Genomic DNA, 20386 nt, shown 5'->3' on the forward strand with positions numbered 1-20386 from the left:
GTCGAGCCAGCGGCTCAGCGTGTCGACGTGGCACGCCGGGGAGGCCACCGTGCCGCCGGGGACGGCGGCACGGTGGCCCGACCACCGGTGCGCGGGAGCGCTCAGCTCCGGGCGCGCCGGATCAGGAAGACGATCAGCAGCAGCAGCGCTCCGCCGCCGAGCACCGGGGCGAGCCGCTTGAGCACCGGCGAGCCCGCGGTGTCGAGCAGGTCGATCGCGTCGATCTCGCTCTTCATCGGGGTGAACTGCCGTGCGGCGGGCGCGGTGGCCGGGACACCGGACGACGCCGGGGTCGACGACAGGGCCGGACCGGCGGACGCGGTGCCGTTGGTGCCGGCCGGGGCCTCGGTGACGGGAGCCGGGGCGGATTCCGCGGGGGCCTCCACCTCGGGCGACAGCTTCTTCGCCACGCACGCCGCGAACTGACCGATGATCTTGTCGGCGACGTCGGAGATGACACCGCGGCCGAACTGCGCGGGCCGGCCGGTGATCGTCATGTCGGTGACCATCGTGACCGCGGTCTTGTTCGGGCCGTCGGCGACCATCGTCCCGGTGACCGTGGCGTTCGCCGTGCCGTTGCCGCGCGAGTCGCGGCCGCTGGCCTCGATCTTCACGGTGTGGTTGGCGTCGTCACGGTCGATGTAGGTGCCCTTGCCCTTGTACGTCAGGGAGATGGGGCCGAGCTTCACCTTGACGGTGCCGGTGAAGGACTCGCCCTCGTACTCGGTGAGCGTGGCCCCCGGGAAGCAGGGGGCGATCATGTCGGGGGTGTTGAGCGCGACCCACGCCTTCTCGATGGGTGCCTCGATGGTGAACTTGTTCTCCAACTGCATGGGGTCTCCTCACGAGGCAGACGCCCGCCCCGGTGGCCGGGACGGGCGTCTGCGGATCGGTACGAGCGTCAGCCCGCGGCGGCCAGCACCGCGCGGCCGGTCAGCACCTTGGCCAGGTGCTCACGGTAGTCCGCGGCGGCGTCGGCGTCACTCGGAGCCGCCGTGCCCTCGGTCGCACGCTCGGCCGCGGCGCGCACCGCGTCGGCCGTGGCGGGCTGCCCGACGAGCGCCTGCTCCACGCCGGTGGCGCGGATCGGGGTGGTGCCCATGTTCGTCAGCCCGACCCGGGCCTCCGAGATGGTGCCGCCGTCGACCTTGATGGCCGCCGCGACCGCACACATCGACCAGGCCTGCGCCGTGCGGTTGAACTTCTCGTAGTGGCTGCCCCACCCGGTGTACTTCGGGAACCGGATCTCGGTGAGGATCTCGCCGTCACCGATCGCGGTGGTGAAGTAGTCGACGAAGAACTCCGCCGCACCCACCGTGCGGGTGCCCGAGGCGCCCGCGATCACCATCTGCGCGTCGAGCGCGAGCGCCGGGGCGCCCAGGTCGCCCGCGGGGTCGGCGTGGGCGAGCGAGCCGCCCAGCGTGCCGCGGTGGCGCACCTGGTTGTCGGCCACCGTCTCGGTCGCCTGGCCGAGCAGCGCGACGTGCTGCTTCACCAGGTCGTCGCGGACGATGTCGTGGTAGCTGGTCATCGCGCCGATGGCGATGTGGTCGCCGTCCTCGCGGATGCCGCGGAGCTCCGCGATCCCCCCGAGGTCGATGATCACCGACGGCGCCGCGAGGCGCAGCCGCAGGACCGGGATCAGGCTCTGGCCGCCGGCCAGGATCTTGGCGTCGTCCCCGCCGTCGGCGAGGGCCTGCACCGCCTCGGCGACCGACGCCGGCTTGACGTAGTCGAACTTGGACGGGATCACTGGACCTCCCCCTGGGGGTTGTTCGGGTCGATCGAGCCCAGGCCGGCACCCGGCGAGTGGGTGTCGATCGGGGTCTCCTGGGTGGTGTTGCCCTTGGCCTCCTGGATGGCCCGCCAGACGCGCTGCGAGGTGCAGGGCATCTCGACGTTGGTCACCCCGAGGTGGCGCAGGGCGTCGATCACCGAGTTGACGATGGCCGGGGTGGAGGCGATGGTGCCCGCCTCGCCGACGCCCTTGACGCCCAGCGGGTTCGACGTGGCCGGCGTGGACACCGTGGAGGTGTCGAAGCTCGGCAGGTCGGCCGCGGACGGCAGGGTGTAGTCGACGAACGTGCCGTTGACCAGGGTGCCCTGGTCGTCGTAGTTCGCCTCCTCGAACAGAGCCTGCGCGATGCCCTGGGCCAGGCCACCGTGCACCTGGCCCTCGACGATCAGCGGGTTGACGACGGTGCCGATGTCGTCGACGCAGACGTACTTGCGCAGGTTGACCCGGCCGGTCTCGGTGTCGATCTCGACGGCCGCGAGGTGCGTGCCGTGCGGGTACGAGAAGTTCTCCGGGTCGTAGACGGCGTCGGCGTCGAGGTTGGGCTCCATGTCCTCGGGATAGTCGTGCGCCATGAAGGCGGCGAACGCGATCTCCTGGATGGCCTTGCCCTTGTCGGTGCCCTTGACGGTGAACGTGCCGCCCGAGAACTCGATGTCGTCCTCGGACGCCTCGAGCAGGTGCGCGGCGATCTTCTTGGCCTTGGCGACGACCTTCTCCGCGGCCTTGACGATCGCGATGCCGCCGACGACCAGCGAGCGCGAGCCGTAGGTGTCCAGGCCCTTGGGCGAGATCTGGGTGTCGCCGTGCAGGACCTCGACGTCCTCGAACGGCACGCCGAGCTGGTCGGCGACGATCTGGCTGAACGCCGTCTCGTGGCCCTGCCCGTGCGCGGAGGCACCGGTGATGACCTCGACCTTGCCGGTGGCCAGCATCCGGATGCTGGCCGCCTCCCAGCCGCCGGCACCGTAGGACAGCGAGCCGAGCACGCGCGACGGCGCGAGGCCGCACATCTCGGTGAACGTCGAGATGCCGATGCCGAGCTGGACCTTGTCCCCGCTGGCGCGGCGCTCCTCCTGCTCGCGGCGCAGGCCCGCGTAGTCGAAGGCCTCCATCGCCTGGGCGGTGGCCTGCTCGTAGTTGCCCGAGTCGTAGGTGAGCCCGACCACGGTGGTGAACGGGAACTCCTCGTGCGTGATCCAGTTCTTCTTGCGCAGCTCCATCGGCTCGATGCCGAGCTCGACCGCGAGCTCGTCCATGATCCGCTCGATGGCGAACGTGGCCTCCGGACGCCCGGCGCCGCGGTAGGCGTCGGTGAGCGTCTTGGTGGTGAACACGTTGGTGCAGGTGAACTTCAGCGCCGGGAACTTGTAGATCGAGTTGAACATGAACGCGCCGAGGATCGGCACGCCCGGGCCGACCAGGCCGAGGTAGGCGCCCATGTCGGCGAGCAGGTGGACGTCGAGGCCGGTGACCGTGCCGTCGCGCTTCGCCGTGATCGTGATGTCCTGGATCTGGTCGCGGCCGTGGTGCGCCGCGAGCAGGGACTCCGAGCGGGTCTCGTTCCACTTGATCGGCTTGCCGGTCTTCTGCGCCAGGGCGACGCAGAGCATCTCCTCGGGCAGGACGCCGATCTTGCCGCCGAAGCCGCCGCCCACGTCGGGGGCGATGACGCGCAGCTTGGACTCCGGGACGCCGAGCGTCACCGTGGTCATGGTGCGCAGGATGTGCGGCACCTGCGTGGCGGCCCAGACGGTGATCTGCTCACCGGTCGGGTCGACGACGCACGCGCGCGGCTCCATGAACGCCGGGATCAGGCGCTGCTGGATGAAGCGGCGCTTGAGGACGATCGAGTCGGCGTCGGCCTCGGCCGCGGAGATCGCCTCGTCGATGCTGCTGCCGGTGCCGGCCGCGCCGGAGTCGAAGACCCAGGTGGCGTTCTCGTTGGTGCCCAGGTCCGGGTGGACCAGCGTGGCACCCTCCTTGAGCGCGTCCTCCATGTTCAGGACGGGCTCGAGCGGCTCGTAGTCGACCTCGACGAGGTCGGCCGCGTCGCGCGCCTCGGCGGCGGAGCGGGCGAGCACCACGGCCACGCCCTCACCGGCGAAGTGCACGGTGGTGTGGGCGAGCAGCGGGCGCTGCGGGGACTTCATGTCCGGCGTGATCGGCCAGGCGCAGGGCAGGCCGACACCCTCGACGCCCAGGTCGGCGGCGGTGTAGACGCCGATGACGCCCGGGGACGCCTCGGCGGCGGTCTTGTCGACCCCGGTGATCGTGGCGTGGGCCAGCGGGGAGCGCACCACGTGCAGGTGCAGCATCCCGTGGAGGTTGATGGCGTCGGTGAACTTGGTCCGGCCGGTGATCAGGCGCGCGTCCTCCTTGCGGGTGCGCGCCTTGCCGAACTCGAGCGTGGTGGGATCGGCGGTCGTGGTCATGCTCAGTTACCCCCTCCGGCCACGGAGACCGGGGTGTCGGTCTGGGCGGGCGAGCCGGGCTTCATCTTCTGTGCCGCCGACTGCACCGCCCGGACGATGTTCTGGTAGCCCGTGCACCGGCAGAGGTTGCCCTCGATGCCCTCACGGACCTCCTGCTCGTCGGGGTCGGGGTTGTCGCCCAGCAGGTCGATCGCCTGCATGATCATCCCCGGCGTGCAGTAGCCGCACTGCAGGGCGTGCTTCTCGTTGAAGGCCTCCTGCACGGGGTGCAGCTTGCCGTCGCAGGCGATGCCCTCGATCGTGGTGACCTCGGCGCCGTCCGCCTGGACCGCGAGGACGGAGCAGGACTTCACGCTCTGCCCGTTGAGGTGCACGGTGCATGCACCGCAGTTGCTGGTGTCGCACCCGACGAGGGTGCCGGTCTTGCCGAGGCGTTCCCTCAGGTAGTGGACCAACAACGTACGGGGCTCGACGTCGTCGGCGTAGTTCACGCCGTCGACGGTGACCCGGACCTGTGCCATATGTCTTCTCCTAGGCAACGACGTCGGTGACAGTTCCGCCATCACTCCCTTGTGGTGGCGCCCACATCTCACCGCTGATCATCGGGCCCCGCAAGGAAGCCCAGCCTGGCCGCAGGGGAGCAGATCATGGCTGGTCGGACGTCTGCGGGCAACAAACCGCTGACGCGGATCAGATCGCCCGAATAATCCGCAAGAGCGGAGGGCGAACACCGATTTTATCATCCATTTGGACCAACCCTGACGGCTGGTCCGGTCGGCCTCAACGGTGCGGTGGTGCGGTGCGCCGCCGCGCCCCACCAGAGCCCGGCGCCGTAGGCCAGGTCGTCGAGGCGGTGGGCCACCAGGTGCTCGACGGGGCCGGGGCGGGCCCGGTCGTCGCGGTCGCGGTGGCGCCACCAGTCGAGCAGTCCCTCGCCCAGCGCGACGGCGAGCACCCGCCTGCGGGCCCCGCGCGAGACGGCGCACGCGGCCACCGACAGCGGCCAGTAGTGGCGCGTCACGGCGTCGGCGGTCTGCGACAGCGCCCCCAGCGCGCCGAGCCCGACGAGCCGGGCCGCGGTGGCCCGCGGGTGCGCGACGTCGAGCCGCCGCGACAGCCGTTCGACGGCCACGGCCCCCACCACCCCCGCCGCGGCCACCGCCCACGGCCGGGCGACCAGCGCCAGCCCGGCCACGGCGGCCGAGGTCGGGCTCAGCACCATCGGGGGCACGGACCCGCGGTGGCGCAGTGCGAGCGGCGCCGCGCCGGTGCCGTACTGGGCCTTGCGCCACCACCACTTCCCGAGCGTGGTGCGGTGGTCGTGGGCGACGCGCGACCCGGGGGCGTAGCGCATCCGCCAGCCGTCGGCGTGCAGGCGCAGGACCAGGTCGACGTCCTCGGCCACGTGCATGTCCTCGTCGAACCCGGCGCCCGCGGCGTCGCGGCGCACCACCATCGCCGCGCTCGGGACGTAGGCGACGCGGGAGCGCGGGACGATCAGCGCCGGGTCCGGTCCCAGGTCGAGCGAGGAGCGCACGGCCTCGTAGCGGCCCAGCCGTCCGACGACCGGGGCCAGCGCCACGATCCGCGGCGCGGCCAGCCCGACGGCCGGGTCGGCGAACGCGGCGAGCAGCGGGGCGAGCCAGCCGGGCTCGGGCACGACGTCGGAGTCGAGGAACGCCACCAGCGGCGTCGACGCGGCGCGCAGCCCGGTGTTGCGGGCCGCGGACGCCCCGCGGCCCACCTCGTGGCGCAGCACCGTGGCCCGCGGACCGGCGGCGGCCCGGATGGCGCGCGGGTCGGCCGACCCGTCGTCGACGACGACGAGCGCACCGACCCCGCCGATCGCGGCCACCAGCCGCCGCAGCCCGTCGACGCGGTCCTGCACCGGCACTACCACGGTGACGGCGTCGGGCCCCGGCCCCGGCGGCCCGTCGACGGGGTGGGCGATGCCGACGTCGAGCAGCCGGCGGGCGAGCGCACGCGACGTCGGCCCGTCGACGGTGAACCCCCCACCGGCCAGCAGCGTCCGCCCGGCGGGCGCCAGCCTCAGCATCCGCGGCGGCGCGCCGCCCAGCAGCACCGCGCCGTCGTCGACGCGGCGGGCCCGGCGGTCGAGCTCCACCCGCAGGCCGTCGGGCAGCGTGGTGTCGGGCGGCCCCGGGGTGCGCATCCGGGCAGCGTAGGTCGCGACGCCCACCCGGTCTGCGCGCTCGGCCCTCAGAGATAGGAGGTGACGGTCACGCTCGCCCCGCAGCCGCACACCGCCGACTCCTCGCCCACGGTGATCCGCACCCGCTCCCCGCAGGTGCACCGCGGCATCTGGCCGTTGTTGCGCCACGGCACCCAGATGGCGGTCAGGCCGTTGCGGGCCAGCCCGCCCGCCCGCATCATCTCGGCCATCCCCTCGGTGTGGGCGCGGTTGCGCGCCACGGCCGCGACGGCCGCCTCGGGCGTCGTCCACGCGCTGAGGGTGTGCCCGCGCCGCCCGGACACCGACGCCACGATCCCGAGGAAGCCCGGGTCCTCCATGAACGCCCCGATCACCTCCTCGCTGCGCCGCGCCAGCTCGGCCTCCTCGGCCTCGTCCGCGACGTCCGCCCAGGTCATCGACAGGGCGCCGGGTACCGCCGTGCGGCCGAGGTCGGTGCGCAGCGAGAACCCGAAGTGCATCGGCCCCTCGTCGGAGGGGATGACCAGCGCCTGCATCCCCAGCTGCTCGACCATCGTCTTCTGGTCGAAGTAGCCGACGACGCTCTCGATCCCGGCGGCGCCGACGGTGATCACGTCGACCCCGGGCAGGTCGACGGTGCCGTTCGTGGGCCCCGGCTCGCCGGGGAGCGGCCCGGTGTTCGTGCCGCGCATCCGCCACTGGGCGGTGACCCGCGCCCCGTCGACGGACGTGCCGTCGTCGGCGAAGGAGAGGTCGGGGAACGCCGCCACCAGCATGTCGACGTAGCCGCCGACGGCCTCCCCCGGGATCGGGCCGGGCAGCGACGGGTCGACGTAGGTGCCGCCGGGGGCGAAGAGCCGGGCCACCGCGGCGCCGTCGTGGGCGTTCCAGGCGGCCAGGTACTCGTGTGCGGTGGTGAGCGGTCCGGTTGCGGTGCGGACGTTCATCGGTCGACCTCCTCGGCTCGGTGTCCTGTGGTACCGAGGCAGCGGCGGGCCCGTTGATACGTAGGCTGCCCGGGTGCCCGAGGTCCCCCGGTACGGCCGGCGCTCGCTCGCCGAGGTCCTGCCCGCCCTGATGCGCGCCCTCGGTATGCCCGAGCCGGAGTCGGAGCTGGTCGTGGAGCCGGTGCGGGCGGCCGCCCTGCTGCTGGTCGACGGGCTGGGGCGCGAACTGCTCGACGCCCACGCCGCCGACGCCCCGTTCCTCGCGGCACTGCCCGACGCCGGTCCGGTGACGGTCGGCTTCCCGTCGAGCACGTCGATCAGCCTGGCGTCGCTGGGGACCGGGTTGCCGCCGGGCGCGCACGGGCTGCTGGGGATCGCCTTCCGCGTCGACGACGTGCTGCTCGACTCGTTGAAGTGGACCTCGCACGGCGCCGGTGAGGCGGTCGACCTGCGGGAGTCCCGGCCCCCCGAGCAGGTGCAGCCCGCACCCACCGCGTTGGAGCGGGCGGCGGCGGACGGCGTGGGGGTCAGCGTGGTGTCGAACCGGGCGTTCCGCGGCTCGGGGCTGACCCGCGCGGCGCTGCGCGGCGGGCGGTTCCGCGCCGTGCACGCCATGGGCGACCTCGCCGCGGAGACCGTCGCCGCGCTGGCCGGGCCGGATCGGCGGCTCTGCTACGCCTACCACGCCGACCTCGACGCGATGGGCCACCTGCACGGACCCGGCAGCCTGGCCTGGCGCCTGCAGCTGGCCCAGGTCGACCGGCTGGTGCAGCGGATCGTGGAGAACCTGCCGCCCGACGCGGTGCTGGCGGTGACCGGCGACCACGGCATGGTGTCGGTCGACCGCCTCTTCGACGCCGACACCGACGACGCCCTGCGCCACGGCGTCGCGCTGCTGGGCGGCGACGCGCGCGCCCGGCACGTCTACGCCCGCCCGGGCGCCGCGGACGACGTGCTGGCCGCGTGGCGGGAGGTGCTCGGCGACGACGCCTGGGTCGTGCCCGGACCCGAGGCCGTCGCCCAGGGCTGGTTCGGCCCGGTCGCCCCCGCGATGCTCGACCGCGTCGGCGACGTCGTCGTCGCAACCCGCGGCACCGCCGCGGTGATCCGGTCCGAGGCCGAGCCGCTCATCTCCCGGATGCCCGGCCAGCACGGGTCGCTGTCCTCGGCCGAGCAGCTCGTGCCGCTGCTGCTGGCCCGGGGCGGCTGACGGTCACCCCAGGCGGCCGCGGTCGTCGGGGAGCCAGCGGCCCAGCCGCTCGCGCAGCTGACCGACCATCCCCTCCAGCAGCTCCTCGCCCTCGCGCGCCGTGGCGCCGCGCGGGTCGCCCAGCACGCCGTTGGCGCTGGCGGCGGCCACGCCGCCGCGGACCAGGGTCGGCAGCAGCTCGGCCAGCGGGGCGGTGTTGCCCGGCTCCATCGCCTCGATCCGCACGACCGACGGGTCCAGCGCCAGCAGGATCGCGGTCTCGGTGCGCCCGGCGTGGGCGTCCCCGCCGTGCGTCCCGGACTGGGGCACCGCGCAGCCGAACCACGCGACCTCGCGGCCCTCGTGGCGCAGCTGCGCGACGGCGTCGGGCACCGTCGGGAGGTTGCCGCCGTGGCCGTTGACGAACACCAGCCGCGACGCCCAGCGCGCCGCACTGCGCCCCAGCTCCACCAGCACCGTGCGCAGGGCGTCGTGCCCGATGGACAGCGTGCCCGCGAAGCCCTCGTGCTCGCCGGACGCCCCGTAGGCCAGCGGTGGCGCGACCAGCAGCGCCGGGTCGTCCTCGGCGGCCCGGCGGGCGACGGCGGCGGCGATGCGCGTGTCGGTGTCGAGCGGCAGGTGCGGGCCGTGCTGCTCGAGCGAGCCCACGGGGAGCAGGACGGTGTGCCGGCCGCCGAGGTCGGTCCAGGCGCGCTCCCCCAGCCGGGTGACCCGGCCGGTCACAGACCCACCGCCACGCGGTCGCCCTCGGCCACGGCGGCGTGCACGCGGCGCGGGGCCAGGCAGTCCCCGACCCGGTGGACCGGGCGCGGTCCGCCGCGCAGCGCGGCCCACAGCGCGTCGTCGGGGGTGGGGGGCACCACGGTGACGACGAGGTCGTAGCGCCGCCGCTCGACCGTGCCGACCGTGTGGTGCAGCACCGTCACCTCCGGCCCGGCGGAGGCCCCGCCGACGGCCCCGGTGACCATCCGGTCGGTGGTGAGCGTGATGCCGGCGGCGTGGGCGCGGCGGTGGAACAGCTCCATGTCCAGCGTGGTGCCGAGGTCCTGCGCCACGACCATCCCCGGCGTCATGATCTCCACGGTGCACCCCCGCGCCGCGAGCCACTCCGCGGCCGCGGGCGCCTGGTGGAAGCCCAGCTCGTCGTACACGAGCACGCGATCCCCCGGTGACGTCACGGCGTCCAGCCTCCCGGACAGCACGTCGCGCACGTCCACCACCCCGTCGACCGCCCAGCCCGGCCGCCGCGCCCGCGCGCCGGTGGCCAGCACCACGACGTCGGGCGCCACCCGCTCCACCAGTGCCGCGTCGACGTCGACACCGGTGCGGATCTCGACGCCCGCGGCGCGGCACTCGGCGAGCAGGTCGTGCACCACGCGGCCGAACTCGGCCCGCCCGGGCGCGGCGGCCGCGAGGCGCACCGCGCCGCCGGTGGTGTCGTCGCGCTCGTACAGCTCCACCCGGTGCCCGCGCGCCGCCGCGGTGGCCGCCGCGCGCAACCCGCCCGGCCCCGCCCCGACGACCAGCACCCGCCTGCCCACCCCCGGCGCGGGCAGCGCCACCGACTCCCGCCCGGCCCGTGGGTTGACCGCGCACCCCAGCCACCGGTTGCGCCCCACCCGCCCGACGCACTCCTGGTTGCACCCCACGCACGCCCGCACGGGGGCCGACGCGAACGCGGGCTCGGCGATCTGCCCGCGCACGACGCCGACCAGGTCGCAGTGGCCCTGCGTCAGCGCCCGCTCGGCGTCGGCGGGGGTGGTGAAGCGACCGACCCCCACCACCGGCAGGTCGACGGCCGCGCGGATCGCCGCGGGGACGGACAGGGCGTAGCCGGGCGGGAAGCGCAGCGAGGCCTCGACGAGGTAGAGCGTCGAGGTGGCGACGCCGATCGCGGTGTTGAGGTAGTCGACGGTCCCGGTGTCGCGCAGCCGCCGCGCGGTGGCCACGGCGTCGTCGATCCCGATGCCGTGCTCGATGCCCTCGTCGCCGCACAAGCGCACGCCCAGCACCCGGTCCGGGCCGATCGCGGCGCGCACGGCGGCGACCACGTCGAGCAGGAAGCGGTCGCGGTCGCGGCCGTGGGCGTCGGCACGCCGGTTCGTCGCGGGCGAGAGGAACTGCCGGATCAGCGACGAGTGCGCGCCCTGCAGCTCCACGCCGTCGAACCCGCCCGCGACGCACCGGGCCGCGGTCGCCGCGTAGCCGTCGACGATCCGGGCGATGCCCACGGCGTCGAGCTCGACGGGGACCTCGCGGAACAGCGGGTCCGGCACCGGCGACGGCGCGTGCACCGGCCGCCTGCTGTACATCCCGCTCGACTGCCCGCCGTTGTGCGTGAGCTGCGCGAGCACCGCGGCCCCGTGGGCGTGCACGGCCGCGGTGATCGCGCGGTAGCCGGGCAGCGCGGCGTCGGAGGCGTGGATCAGCTTCTCGTAGGGCCGGTCGTGCGGGTCGACGCCGTGCTCCTCGGTGATCACCAGCCCGGCCCCGCCCGCGGCCCGGGCGGCGTAGTAGGCGGCGTGCTGCGCCGTGGGGAGACCGTCCTCGGCGAAGTTGGTCAGGTGGGCGGGGAAGACCACCCGGTTGCGCAGGGTCAGCGAGCCGAGCCGGATCGGGTCGTTCAGCACAGCACGGCCTCCACTGCGGCCCGGCGGCCCTCCAGGACGGCCTCGTACACCGTGCGCGGGGCGACGCAGTCGCCCGCGCGGGGCAGGTGGGGGCGAGCGCGCCAGAGCTCGTCGGCGGGCAGGCGGTGGCCGCAGTCGACCACCGCCGCGCACTCCACGACGCGGCTCTGCCCGGTCCAGACGTGCTCCAGCCGGGCCCGGCCGGCTCCGGCGTGGCGCAGCCGGGAGTGCAGGGCGCGCACGACCCCGGCGCGGTCGAGCCGGGCGTTGGCCGGGGCGAGGTCGCCGGTGCGCGCGAGCTGCGTGCCCGCGACCGGGTCGGGCGTGACGAGGACGGTCGCCCGTCCCGCCGCGGCGAGCTGCTCGGCGATCCCGACGCCGGTCCAGTCGCCGAGCGGGTCGTGGACGACGACGGGCCCGGGCGGCAGCGCGGCGTCGACCGACCCGGCCAGGACCGCAGCCTCGAACTCCGCGGCCGCCAGGGCCGGGGCGTCACCGGTCCAGGCCAAGGGGCCCGGGCGCGAGCCGGTGGCCAGCAGGACGGCGGTCCCGTCCCCGGTGGCGGTGTCGAGATCGTCGACCGACACCCGCACCCCGGTCTCCACCCGCACCCCCAGCCGCGCCAGCTCGGCGGTCCACCACGGCACCAGCAGGCCCATCCGCTCCCGGCCGGTCACGGCCGCCGCGAGCAGCAGCGCCCCGCCGACGACCGGGGCCGCCTCGACCAGCCGCACGCGGTGCCCCGCCGCGCCGAGCACGCGCGCGGCCTCCAGCCCCGCCGGCCCCCCGCCGACGACCAGCACGTCACGGGCCGGGCCGTCCGGCGCCGGGACGGGGTCGGTCTCGTGCCCGGCGTCCGGTTCGGCCTCGTCGGAGACGACCGGGTTGCGCACGTCGAGGACGGTGGAGTGCTGGTTGGACAGGGTGCAGGGCCGGATCCGCTCCGGGGTGCCCGCGCGGACGTGCGCGACCAGGTCGGGCTCGGTGATCTGCGCGCGGGTCATCTCGACCAGGTCGCACACCCTGTCGTCCAAGGCCGCCTGCGCCGCGACCGGGTCGACGACGGACCCCTGCAGGACCACCCTTTGCTCTGCGCACCCATGCGCACCGGCCGCGGTGTTGCGTATGCGTGCGCAGAGCACAGTGTTGAAGCCCGGCGGGGTGTGCAGGTCGGGGCGGGTGGCCCAGACGGACAGGCCGCTGCCGCGCACCGGCACCACGTAGTCGGCGTCGTGGCAGGCCGAGGTGAGCGTCGCGGCCGCCGAGTCGGGGGTGATGCCGGCCCACGGCGCGAGCTCGTCGCAGCACAGCCGCAGACCGAGTACGTGCCGGTCGCCGATCGACGACCGGACGGCGGCGAGCACCTCGCGCAGCAGGCGGTCGCGATCCGCGTAGGCGTCCGTGCGGTGGTTGGTGAGCCCGGACAGGAACTGCCGCAGCAGGGAGTGCTGCCCCGCGTCGATCTCGACGCCGTCGCACCCGGCCGCCACGGCGAGTCCTGCGGCGGTGGCGAACCCGGCCACCAGCGCGTCGATCTCGGGCTGCTCCATCTCCATCGGCACCTCGCGCGAGGCCACGTCGGCGACCCGCGACGGCGCCCACAGCGCCTGCTGGTCGTACGCCGAGCTGCCCTGGGCCCCGGCGTGCCCCAGCCCGGCGAGCACGAGAGCCGGCCGGCAGGCGTCGACGACCGCGCGCCAGCCGGGCGCGCAGTCGGCGGCGAGCGGGGCGCGCTCGTAGGGCCGGTCCGAGCCGTGCACCGACGCCGTCTCGGTGACGATGACGCCCGCGCCCCCGGCGGCGCGGCGCGCGTAGTAGGCGACGTGCCGCGGGGACAGCGCGCGCCGGACCCCGAGGTTGGTGACGTGCGGCCCGAACAGCACCCGCGACGGCGCCACCCGCCCGCGCAGCGCGACCGGGTCCGCCAGCCCCCGAACTGCAGGAAGGCCACCTTCACGCACTGTCATTGCGTGAAGGTGGCCTTCCGGCAAGTCACGGAGGAGTCAGGCCCGGGCGGACGCCGGGCCCAGCGCGGCGGGGTTCGCCAGCGGGCTCGGGTCGCAGGACTTGTCCGGGCGGGTGCCCAGCGTGAGCATGACGGGCCCCTTCGGCGTCCGGGAGTTGCGCGGCGCCGACCGCGAGTGGTCGACGTCGGACTTCGGGATCTCCACGCCGTCGCGCGCCGCCAGCGCCTGCTCGCCGAACCCGCGCACGCACTCCGGGTCGGGCCCGTCGAGCGGGAGGCCGGTGAAGAACTTGGCGGCCATGCACCCGCCCTGGCACGAGTCGTAGTGCATGCAGGACGCGCAGGCGCCACCGGTCTGCGGCTGGCGCAGCTCGGTGAACAGCTCCGAGTTCTCCCAGATCTCCTGGAAGCCGCCGGGCGAGCGCAGGTTGCCGGCGAGGAAGTTGTCGTGGATGGCGAACGGGCAGGCGTAGACGTCGCCGACCGGGTCGATCAGGCAGACCACGCGCCCCGCGCCGCACAGGTTGAGCCCGGGCAGGGCCTCGCCGAACGCGGAGAGGTGGAAGAACGAGTCGCCCGTCAGCACGGAGTCGCCCTTGGCCACCAGCCAGTCGTACATCTGCCGCTGCTGCGACGGGAGCGGGTGCAGCTCGTCCCACACGTCGGCGCCGCGGCCGGACGGGCGCAGCCGCGTGATCCGCAGCTGGGCGTTGTACTTGTCGGCGATCGACTTGAACTCGTCGAGCTGGTCGACGTTCTGGCGGGTCATGACCACCGAGATCTTCGGCTGCCCGAACCCGGCCTCGGCCAGGTTCTCCAGCGCGCGGATCGCGGTGTCGTAGGAGCCGGGGCCGCGCACGTGGTCGTTGACGTCGGCGGTGGCGCCGTCGAGCGAGATCTGGACGTCGACGTAGTCGGTGCGGGCCAGCTGCGCCGAGCGCTTCTTGTCGAGCTTGATGCCGTTCGTGGAGAACTTGACGCCGACGTTGTGGTCGATCGAGTAGTCGAGCAGCTCCCAGAAGTCGGGGCGCACCGTGGGCTCGCCGCCCCCGATGTTGATGTAGAAGACCTGCATCCGCTGCAGCTCGTCGATCACTCCCTTGGCCTCGGCCGTGGTGAGCTCGCGGGGGTCGCGGCGGCCCGACGACGACAGGCAGTGCACGCACGCCAGGTTGCACGCGTAGGTGAGCTCCCAGGTCAGACAGATCGGGGAGTTCAGCCCGTACTGGAAGTGATCGACAAGTTTCACGAACGCTCCTCGATGGTTCCGTTGGCGGCCAGACCGGCCAGGGCGCTCAGGTAGGCGGGACGCTGCGACTCGCTCACGCCGGCCGCCTCGATCGAGGCGTGCACGTCGGGGTACTGGTCGAGGTCCCGGACGACCACCACGAGCTGGGGCGTCTTCAGGAACGAGAGCTTGCGGGTACCGAAGTGGTAGACGAGCGCGCCGAACGGCTCGGGGCGCAGCGCGACGCTCGGGCTGCAGCGGTAGGGCAGCAGGGGGTCGAACGCCGGACCCGCGGAGTCCGCGGGTCCGGCGTCGACATCAGCCGCCACGGCTCTAGTAGACACCGCACATGCCGTCGATCGAGACCTCTTCGACGAGGGTCTCCTCAACCACGGGCTCCTCGGGGGCGGACTGGGCGTCGGGTGCGGGGGCCATGGGCGGCTCCTGTCGTCGAGTGATGAGGACGGCCCGGACGCTAATTGGCACCGGGTGCCAGAGACAAGACCCGCCCGACCAACGGTCACCGCTCCCCCTCCGATCGGAGGGGCGCAGGATGCGGGGGTGACCGACGTCCTGCTGCACCTCGCGACCACCGCCGAGTGGCGCTCCCACCTCGCCGCGGGGGCGATCGCGCCGTCCGTGGCGGAGTTCGTCCACCTCTCGACGCCCGGGCAGGTCGCCCTGCCCGCGAACCGGCTGTTCGCCGGCCGCACCGACCTGAACCTGCTGGTGCTGGACCCGTCCCGGATCGGGGTCGAGGTCCGCTACGAGCCCGGCCTGCCCACCGATCCGGCGTCGATGCGCTTCCCGCACGCCTACGGCGCCGTCCCCGCCTGCGCGGTGCTGGCCGTCGTGCCCTACCGCGGCGCGGACGGCTTCGCCGCGCCGGTGCTCCCGCCCGTCGACGCGGCGGGACGCCAGGCCGTCCTCGAGCCGTCCTTCCTGCGCCGGACGGCCACCCACGAGACCCCGGTGACCGGCGGGGTGGCCGTGCGCACCGACCCGGTGCCCGCGTCGCACCGGCACAACCGGCTCCTGGTCGACGGGCCGGCCGACGCGGCCACCGTGGCCGCCGACGCCGGGCGCACCGGCCTCACCCGCGCGACGCTGACCGGCGACCGGCACGCCTCCACCGCGGCGGCGCTCGCACGGGCGGGGTGGCAGGTGCACCCGCTCGTCGGGATGGCCGGGCCGGCCGGGGGCACCCGCGGCCGCACCGAGGTCGTCGACGTCGAGACCCTGCGCCCGGTGTGGGACGCGCAGTGGCGCCGCGACGGCGTCGACGAGGCCGTGCTCGCCCAGCTCACCGACCGCCTGCTGCTGGAGGGACGGGTGCTGGACCTGCGCGCGCTGGCGGTGCGCGTGGACGGGGAGGTGGTGGCCTCGGCCGTGCTGCGCATCGACGGGGCCACCGCCGAGCTCGACGCCGTCGAGGTCGGGCCCGCGCACCGCGGGCGCGGCCACGGCGACACCCTGCTCGCCGACGCCCGCGCGATCGCCGCCGGGGCGGGCTGCGACCTGGTCACGCTCACCGCCGACGCCGACGATCACCCCCGTTCCTGGTACCGCAGGCGCGGCTTCGCCGAGGTGAACCGACTCTGGGAGGTGACCCGTCCCGATTAGTCGCCATTGATGGGCAATTGCCTGCTCCGCGCGTCGAACCGGGGGGTAGCTACCCGAACAGACGGGGCTCCCCCGTCCCTCCTCATGGGCTTTCTATGCCGGGGGTCACACAGGTCCTAGCGTCGGGCCCAGACCCCCGTCACCTGTACAGAAAGAGGCTGCCCATGCAGGTCGAAGAGATGCTTCCGCAGTTCCCGATCAAGGAGTTCCACCCGTTCCCCCGTGCCCTCATGGGTCCGGGTGCGCACGAGCTGATCGGCCCGGAAGCCCTCAAGCTGGGCTTCAAGAAGACCCTGGTGATGACGTCGGGCCTGCGCGGCTCCGACATCGTCCACAAGATCGTCGAGTCGATGAAGTACCACGGCCTCGAGGTCGTCGTCTACGACAAGGTGGAGTCCAACCCCAAGGACTACAACGTCATGGACGCCGTGGGGATGTACCAGCAGAACAACTGCGACAGCTTCGTCTCCATCGGTGGCGGTTCCTCGCACGACGCCTGCAAGGGCGCCCGCGTCTCGGTGGCCCACGACGGCCGCAACGTCAACGAGTTCGAGGGCTTCAACAAGTCCGAGAACCCGAAGAACCCGCCGCACATCGCGGTCTCCACCACGGCCGGCACCGGCTCGGAGACCTCCTGGGCCTACGTCATCACCGACACCACGACGGACCCGAAGAACCCGCACAAGTACGTGGCGTTCGACGACGCGTCGGTCACCACGCTGGCGATCGACGACCCGGTGCTCTACTACAGCTGCCCCGTCGACTACACCGCGCAGTGCGGCTTCGACGTGCTCGCGCACGCCTCCGAGCCCTACGTCTCCCGGATCAACTTCGACCCGTCGCTGGGCAACGCCCTGCACGCGATCAAGCTGACCAACCAGAACCTCCGCGAGGCGGTCTGGAACCCGCAGGGCTACGAGGGCCGCTTCGGGATGATGAACGCGCAGTACATCGCGGCGCAGGCGTTCAACTCCGGTGGCCTCGGCATCATCCACTCGATCAGCCACGCGGTGTCGGCGTTCTACGACACCCACCACGGCCTGAACAACGCCGTCGCGCTGCCGCGGGTGTGGGCGTTCAACATGCCGACGCACTACAAGCGCTTCGCCGACATCGCCCGCGCGATGGACATCGACACGCACGGCATGACCGACGTCCAGGCCGCCGAGGCCGCGCTCGCCGCGTCCATCCGGCTGCTGCGCGACGTGGGCATCCAGGAGAAGTTCATCGACGTCAAGCAGGACTCGTACTCGAAGAACCGGCTGGGCCAGGGCCCGACCGAGTTCTACAAGAACGAGGGGATCATCAAGGGGGACGCGGCGGACGTCGACCGCATCACCAACCACGTCCTGGGCGACGCCTGCACCCCGGGCAACCCCAAGGAGTGCACCTTCGAGACGGTGCGCCCCGTGGTCGACCACTGCATGAACGGCGACCTGGACGACCTGCTCACCTGAGTTATCCCGCTTACAGTCGAGGGGGCGCCGGCAGCTGCCGGCGCCCCCTCGGCCAGGTAGTCACTGGTTCATGGAGAAACGGAGCAGCATGTCGCAGTTCGAGTCCGGGAGCGGACAGTTCGATTCCGTCGACGAGGTCGTCGACGCGCTGGGCGAGCAGGGTTACATCGCCGACACCCGCCTGGCCACCACCGTCTTCCTGGTCAACCGGCTCGACAAGCCGCTGCTCATCGAGGGCCCGGCCGGCGTCGGCAAGACCGAGCTGGCCAAGGCGCTGGCGAAGGCCACCGGCCGGCGCCTGCTACGCCTGCAGTGCTACGAGGGCCAGGACGAGACCAAGGCCCTGTACGAGTGGGACTACGGCAAGCAGCTGCTCTACACCCAGATCCTGCGCGAGAAGATCGGCCAGGTCGTCGCCGACTCCCCCACGCTGGAGGACGCCGTCGACCGGATCGGCGCCCAGGAGAGCGTGTTCTTCTCCGAGCGCTTCCTCGCGGCCCGCCCGCTGCTGGAGGCCATCCGCTCGCCCGAGCCGGTCGTGCTGCTGATCGACGAGGTCGACCGCGCCGACGAGGCGCTGGAGGCGGTGCTGCTGGAGACCCTGGCCGAGTACCAGGTGTCGGTGCCCGAGGTCGGCACGTTCACCACCGAGCAGCCCCCGTACGTGGTCCTGACCAGCAACAACACCCGCGACCTCTCGGCCGCGCTCAAGCGCCGCTGCCTGCACCTGTTCCTGGACTACCCCACCGCCGAGCGCGAGCTGGAGATCGTCCGGAGCAAGAAGACCGGCCTGCCGGACGCGCTGGCCGAGCAGCTCGTCGGCATCGTGCGCGGGCTGCGCGAGCTGGAGCTGCGCAAGTCGCCGTCGATCTCGGAGACCATCGACTGGGCGCGCACGCTCGCGGTGCTCGGCGTCGAGGAGCTCAACGCGACGATCCTGTCCGACACCGTCTCGGTCGTCGTCAAGTACGACAAGGACGTCCGCAAGGCCATCGGCGCGCTGCCGAAGCTGGTCGACCCCAACGCCACCGTCCCGGAGAAGGGCCACGGTCACGGGCACGGACACGGGCACGGCCACGACGAGGAGCCGAAGCCGCGCAGCACCCGGCGCGACGACGACGCCGAGGACGAGGTCGACGGCCGCGCCATCCGCGCCGCGAAGGACACCCCGGGCCGCTTCGGCCACACCTACGGCAGCAACCCGCTCGGCGGCGACGGCGGCGCGAAGGCGGTCGTCCCGCCGAAGGTCCCGGCCGAGCGCGGTTCCCGCAGTTTCGGCGCCGGCCTCGGCCGCAGGCGAGCGCTGTAGCGCATGGAGAACGCGCTGCACCGCTTCGTCCGGCTGCTGCGGCTGCGCGGCGTCCGGATCTCCATCCCGGAGGCCCTCGACGCGATGGCCTGCGCCGCCCAGCCCGGGATGATGCACGACAAGGAGCAGCTCCGCGCCGCGTTGCGGGTGGCCCTGGTCAAGGACCGCCGCGACGAGGAGATCTTCGACGACATCTTCGACCAGTTCTTCGCGCTGGTGAAGGTGGGCGGGGAGGACGTCGGCCACGGCCACGGGCACGGCCACGGCGACCTGTCGGACTCCGGCGAGCTGGAGTCGTTCACCCTGTCCGAGGAGCCGTCCAACACCCCGGAACAGGGCCACGAGCACGGCAAGCCCGCCGACATCCGCGACTACTTCGACCCCGACGACCTGGCCCAGCAGTACAACCTGCACCAGGAGGCCAACAAGATCGACATGGCCGCGATGACCGACGAGATCGTGCTGTCCAAGGACAGCCAGGGCATCGACGGCGAGGGGCAGCGGGTCCAGATCGAGACCGACAGCCTGCACAACGCCGGGATGCCGGGCGAGATCAGCCAGCAGCAGGGCACCAAGGTCGACGCCGACCTGTCGGTGGCGCAGCAGGAGATGCTGCTGGGCTGGCTCAACGCCACCGACGACGAGTCGCAGGAGGGCACCGAGGACGACGCGGCGGCCCTGCGGCGGCGGATGACCGGCGTGCTCGCCGGGCTCCCCGAGGCGCTCAAGAAGCACCTCGAGGCGCTGATGGCCCTGGAGAACAAGGTCGTCGAGGGCGTGGAGGCGGAGAAGGTCCGCGAGGTCGACCGCGTCGGCGAGCACGAGCGGATGGAACTGGAGGAGTCGATCCGCCGCCTCGCGCACACCCTGCACGGCGGGCTCACGCACAAGCGCAAGGTGTCCAGCCGCGGCCGGATCGACTCGGGCCGCACGATGCGCCGCAACATGCGCTTCGACGGCATCCCGTTCTCCCCGGTCACGGTGACCCGCTCGGAGGACAAGCCGCGGCTGGTGATCCTGGCCGACGTGTCGCTGTCGGTGCGGGCCACCGCCCGCTTCACCCTGCACCTGGTGCACGGGCTGCAGAACCTCTTCGGGCAGGTGCGCGCCTACGCGTTCGTCTCCGACATGGTCGAGGTCACCGACCTGTTCGAGGACCACCCCGTCGAGCAGGCGCTGGGGCTGATCTTCGGCGGCGACGTGCTCGACGTGGACGCCAACTCCGACTACGGCAAGGCGTTCGGCACGTTCCAGGAGGACCACGCCTCCGCGGTCAACCGCCGCTCCACGGTGATCGTCCTGGGCGACGGGCGGGGCAACGGCAACGACCCCAACCTGGAGGCGTTCGCCGAGATCACCCGCCGCGCGCGGGAGACGATCTGGCTCACCCCGGAGCCCCGTTACTCCTGGGGCCTGGGTGGCTGCGACCTGCCCGACTACGCCGAGTACTGCTCCCGGGTGCGGGTCGTCCGCGACCTGACGGGGCTGGAGACCGCCGCCCACGAGATGGCCGCGGAGCTCGTCGGGCGCTGAGCCCGCGCCCCTGCCACGGCGACGCAGGACGACCGCGCAGACCTCCGGTCCGCGCGGTCGTCGTGCTGTCCACCCCCGGG

The 20386-nt window shown here is 73.4% G+C and carries 17 protein-coding genes; 5 read left to right on the plus strand and 12 right to left on the minus strand.

Annotation, left to right across the window (positions count from 1 at the left end; genetic code table 11):
* Positions 1 to 101 precede the first annotated feature (101 nt).
* The 6 genes from PHY01_RS15550 to PHY01_RS15575 all read right to left on the minus strand — a co-directional run bounded on the left by PHY01_RS15550 (position 102) and on the right by PHY01_RS15575 (position 7350).
* Positions 102 to 833: an SRPBCC family protein gene (locus PHY01_RS15550; RefSeq protein WP_141279381.1), complete on the minus strand. Its 732-nt coding sequence runs from the start codon at positions 831 to 833 to the stop codon at positions 102 to 104.
* Positions 834 to 901: 68 nt separating this feature from the next.
* Positions 902 to 1753 carry an FAD binding domain-containing protein gene (locus PHY01_RS15555; protein ID WP_141279382.1) on the minus strand — a complete coding sequence of 284 codons (852 nt, stop codon included), beginning with the start codon at positions 1751 to 1753 and terminating at the stop codon, positions 902 to 904.
* A complete protein-coding gene (locus PHY01_RS15560; protein ID WP_141279383.1) occupies positions 1750 to 4230 on the minus strand; it encodes a xanthine dehydrogenase family protein molybdopterin-binding subunit in 2481 nt (826 codons plus the stop codon). The genes PHY01_RS15555 and PHY01_RS15560 overlap by 4 nt, the downstream gene beginning before the upstream one ends.
* A 2-nt stretch (positions 4231 to 4232) precedes the next feature.
* Positions 4233 to 4751 (minus strand): (2Fe-2S)-binding protein, encoded by a 519-nt coding sequence (locus PHY01_RS15565; RefSeq protein WP_141279384.1) that lies wholly within the window; start codon positions 4749 to 4751, stop codon positions 4233 to 4235.
* Positions 4752 to 4969: 218 nt separating this feature from the next.
* The gene (gene mftF, locus PHY01_RS15570; RefSeq protein ID WP_141279385.1) at positions 4970 to 6403 is read right to left on the minus strand and encodes a mycofactocin biosynthesis glycosyltransferase MftF; all 1434 of its coding nucleotides are present in this window, start codon (positions 6401 to 6403) and stop codon (positions 4970 to 4972) included.
* A gap of 47 nt (positions 6404 to 6450) precedes the next feature.
* Positions 6451 to 7350, minus strand: coding sequence for an ester cyclase (locus PHY01_RS15575; protein ID WP_141279386.1), 900 nt, complete (start codon positions 7348 to 7350; stop codon positions 6451 to 6453).
* 130 nt (positions 7351 to 7480) lie between these two features.
* On the opposite strand from PHY01_RS15575, the gene PHY01_RS15580 reads away from it, so the two are divergent.
* Positions 7481 to 8560, plus strand: a complete 1080-nt coding sequence (locus PHY01_RS15580; protein ID WP_141279486.1) for an alkaline phosphatase family protein — start codon at positions 7481 to 7483, stop codon at positions 8558 to 8560.
* Between the two features lie 3 nt (positions 8561 to 8563).
* Here the strand turns inward: PHY01_RS15580 and mftE are convergent, their stop codons facing one another.
* Genes mftE through mftA form a run of 6 tightly spaced genes read right to left on the minus strand, consistent with a single transcriptional unit; the run spans position 8564 to position 14819 of the window.
* Positions 8564 to 9283 carry a mycofactocin biosynthesis peptidyl-dipeptidase MftE gene (gene mftE, locus PHY01_RS15585; RefSeq protein WP_141279387.1) on the minus strand — a complete coding sequence of 240 codons (720 nt, stop codon included), beginning with the start codon at positions 9281 to 9283 and terminating at the stop codon, positions 8564 to 8566.
* The gene (locus tag PHY01_RS15590; RefSeq protein ID WP_218030177.1) at positions 9280 to 11190 is read right to left on the minus strand and encodes a mycofactocin system FadH/OYE family oxidoreductase 2; all 1911 of its coding nucleotides are present in this window, start codon (positions 11188 to 11190) and stop codon (positions 9280 to 9282) included. The genes mftE and PHY01_RS15590 overlap by 4 nt, the downstream gene beginning before the upstream one ends.
* A complete protein-coding gene (locus PHY01_RS15595; RefSeq protein WP_141279388.1) occupies positions 11184 to 13157 on the minus strand; it encodes a mycofactocin system FadH/OYE family oxidoreductase 1 in 1974 nt (657 codons plus the stop codon). The genes PHY01_RS15590 and PHY01_RS15595 overlap by 7 nt, the downstream gene beginning before the upstream one ends.
* 36 nt (positions 13158 to 13193) lie before the next feature.
* A complete protein-coding gene (gene mftC, locus PHY01_RS15600; protein ID WP_141279389.1) occupies positions 13194 to 14405 on the minus strand; it encodes a mycofactocin radical SAM maturase in 1212 nt (403 codons plus the stop codon).
* Positions 14402 to 14713: a mycofactocin biosynthesis chaperone MftB gene (gene mftB, locus PHY01_RS15605; RefSeq protein WP_141279390.1), complete on the minus strand. Its 312-nt coding sequence runs from the start codon at positions 14711 to 14713 to the stop codon at positions 14402 to 14404. The genes mftC and mftB overlap by 4 nt, the downstream gene beginning before the upstream one ends.
* 4 nt (positions 14714 to 14717) lie before the next feature.
* Positions 14718 to 14819: a mycofactocin precursor MftA gene (gene mftA, locus PHY01_RS15610; protein ID WP_141279391.1), complete on the minus strand. Its 102-nt coding sequence runs from the start codon at positions 14817 to 14819 to the stop codon at positions 14718 to 14720.
* A 126-nt stretch (positions 14820 to 14945) separates the two neighbouring features.
* Here mftA and PHY01_RS15615 point away from each other — a divergent pair, with 126 nt between their 5' ends.
* From PHY01_RS15615 to PHY01_RS15630, 4 genes are all read left to right on the plus strand, one after another.
* Positions 14946 to 16007: a GNAT family N-acetyltransferase gene (locus PHY01_RS15615; RefSeq protein WP_141279392.1), complete on the plus strand. Its 1062-nt coding sequence runs from the start codon at positions 14946 to 14948 to the stop codon at positions 16005 to 16007.
* 164 nt (positions 16008 to 16171) lie between these two features.
* On the plus strand, positions 16172 to 17464 hold the full coding sequence (gene mdo / locus PHY01_RS15620) for an NDMA-dependent methanol dehydrogenase (protein WP_141279393.1): 1293 nt from the start codon (positions 16172 to 16174) through the stop codon (positions 17462 to 17464).
* Positions 17465 to 17552: 88 nt separating this feature from the next.
* On the plus strand, positions 17553 to 18773 hold the full coding sequence (locus PHY01_RS15625; RefSeq protein WP_141279394.1) for an AAA family ATPase: 1221 nt from the start codon (positions 17553 to 17555) through the stop codon (positions 18771 to 18773).
* A gap of 3 nt (positions 18774 to 18776) precedes the next feature.
* Positions 18777 to 20306 carry a VWA domain-containing protein gene (locus PHY01_RS15630; RefSeq protein WP_141279395.1) on the plus strand — a complete coding sequence of 510 codons (1530 nt, stop codon included), beginning with the start codon at positions 18777 to 18779 and terminating at the stop codon, positions 20304 to 20306.
* Positions 20307 to 20386: the final 80 nt, after the last annotated feature.

It is taken from the genome of Pseudonocardia hydrocarbonoxydans, from assembly GCF_006539565.1.
Taxonomy (GTDB): domain Bacteria; phylum Actinomycetota; class Actinomycetes; order Mycobacteriales; family Pseudonocardiaceae; genus Pseudonocardia; species Pseudonocardia hydrocarbonoxydans.

Excerpts from the sequence above, each read along its gene's own strand:
- PHY01_RS15625 (WP_141279394.1), top strand. The coding sequence starts at position 17,553 with ATGTCGCAGTTCGAGTCCGGGAGCGGACAGTTCGATTCCGTCGACGAG.
- mftF (WP_141279385.1), bottom strand. The coding sequence starts at position 6,403 with ATGCGCACCCCGGGGCCGCCCGACACCACGCTGCCCGACGGCCTGCGG.
- PHY01_RS15595 (WP_141279388.1), bottom strand. The coding sequence starts at position 13,157 with ATGACAGTGCGTGAAGGTGGCCTTCCTGCAGTTCGGGGGCTGGCGGAC.
- PHY01_RS15575 (WP_141279386.1), bottom strand. The coding sequence starts at position 7,350 with ATGAACGTCCGCACCGCAACCGGACCGCTCACCACCGCACACGAGTAC.
- mftA (WP_141279391.1), bottom strand. The coding sequence starts at position 14,819 with ATGGCCCCCGCACCCGACGCCCAGTCCGCCCCCGAGGAGCCCGTGGTT.
- mdo (WP_141279393.1), top strand. The coding sequence starts at position 16,172 with ATGCAGGTCGAAGAGATGCTTCCGCAGTTCCCGATCAAGGAGTTCCAC.
- PHY01_RS15550 (WP_141279381.1), bottom strand. The coding sequence starts at position 833 with ATGCAGTTGGAGAACAAGTTCACCATCGAGGCACCCATCGAGAAGGCG.
- PHY01_RS15580 (WP_141279486.1), top strand. The coding sequence starts at position 7,481 with ATGCGCGCCCTCGGTATGCCCGAGCCGGAGTCGGAGCTGGTCGTGGAG.
- PHY01_RS15630 (WP_141279395.1), top strand. The coding sequence starts at position 18,777 with ATGGAGAACGCGCTGCACCGCTTCGTCCGGCTGCTGCGGCTGCGCGGC.
- PHY01_RS15560 (WP_141279383.1), bottom strand. The coding sequence starts at position 4,230 with ATGACCACGACCGCCGATCCCACCACGCTCGAGTTCGGCAAGGCGCGC.
- PHY01_RS15565 (WP_141279384.1), bottom strand. The coding sequence starts at position 4,751 with ATGGCACAGGTCCGGGTCACCGTCGACGGCGTGAACTACGCCGACGAC.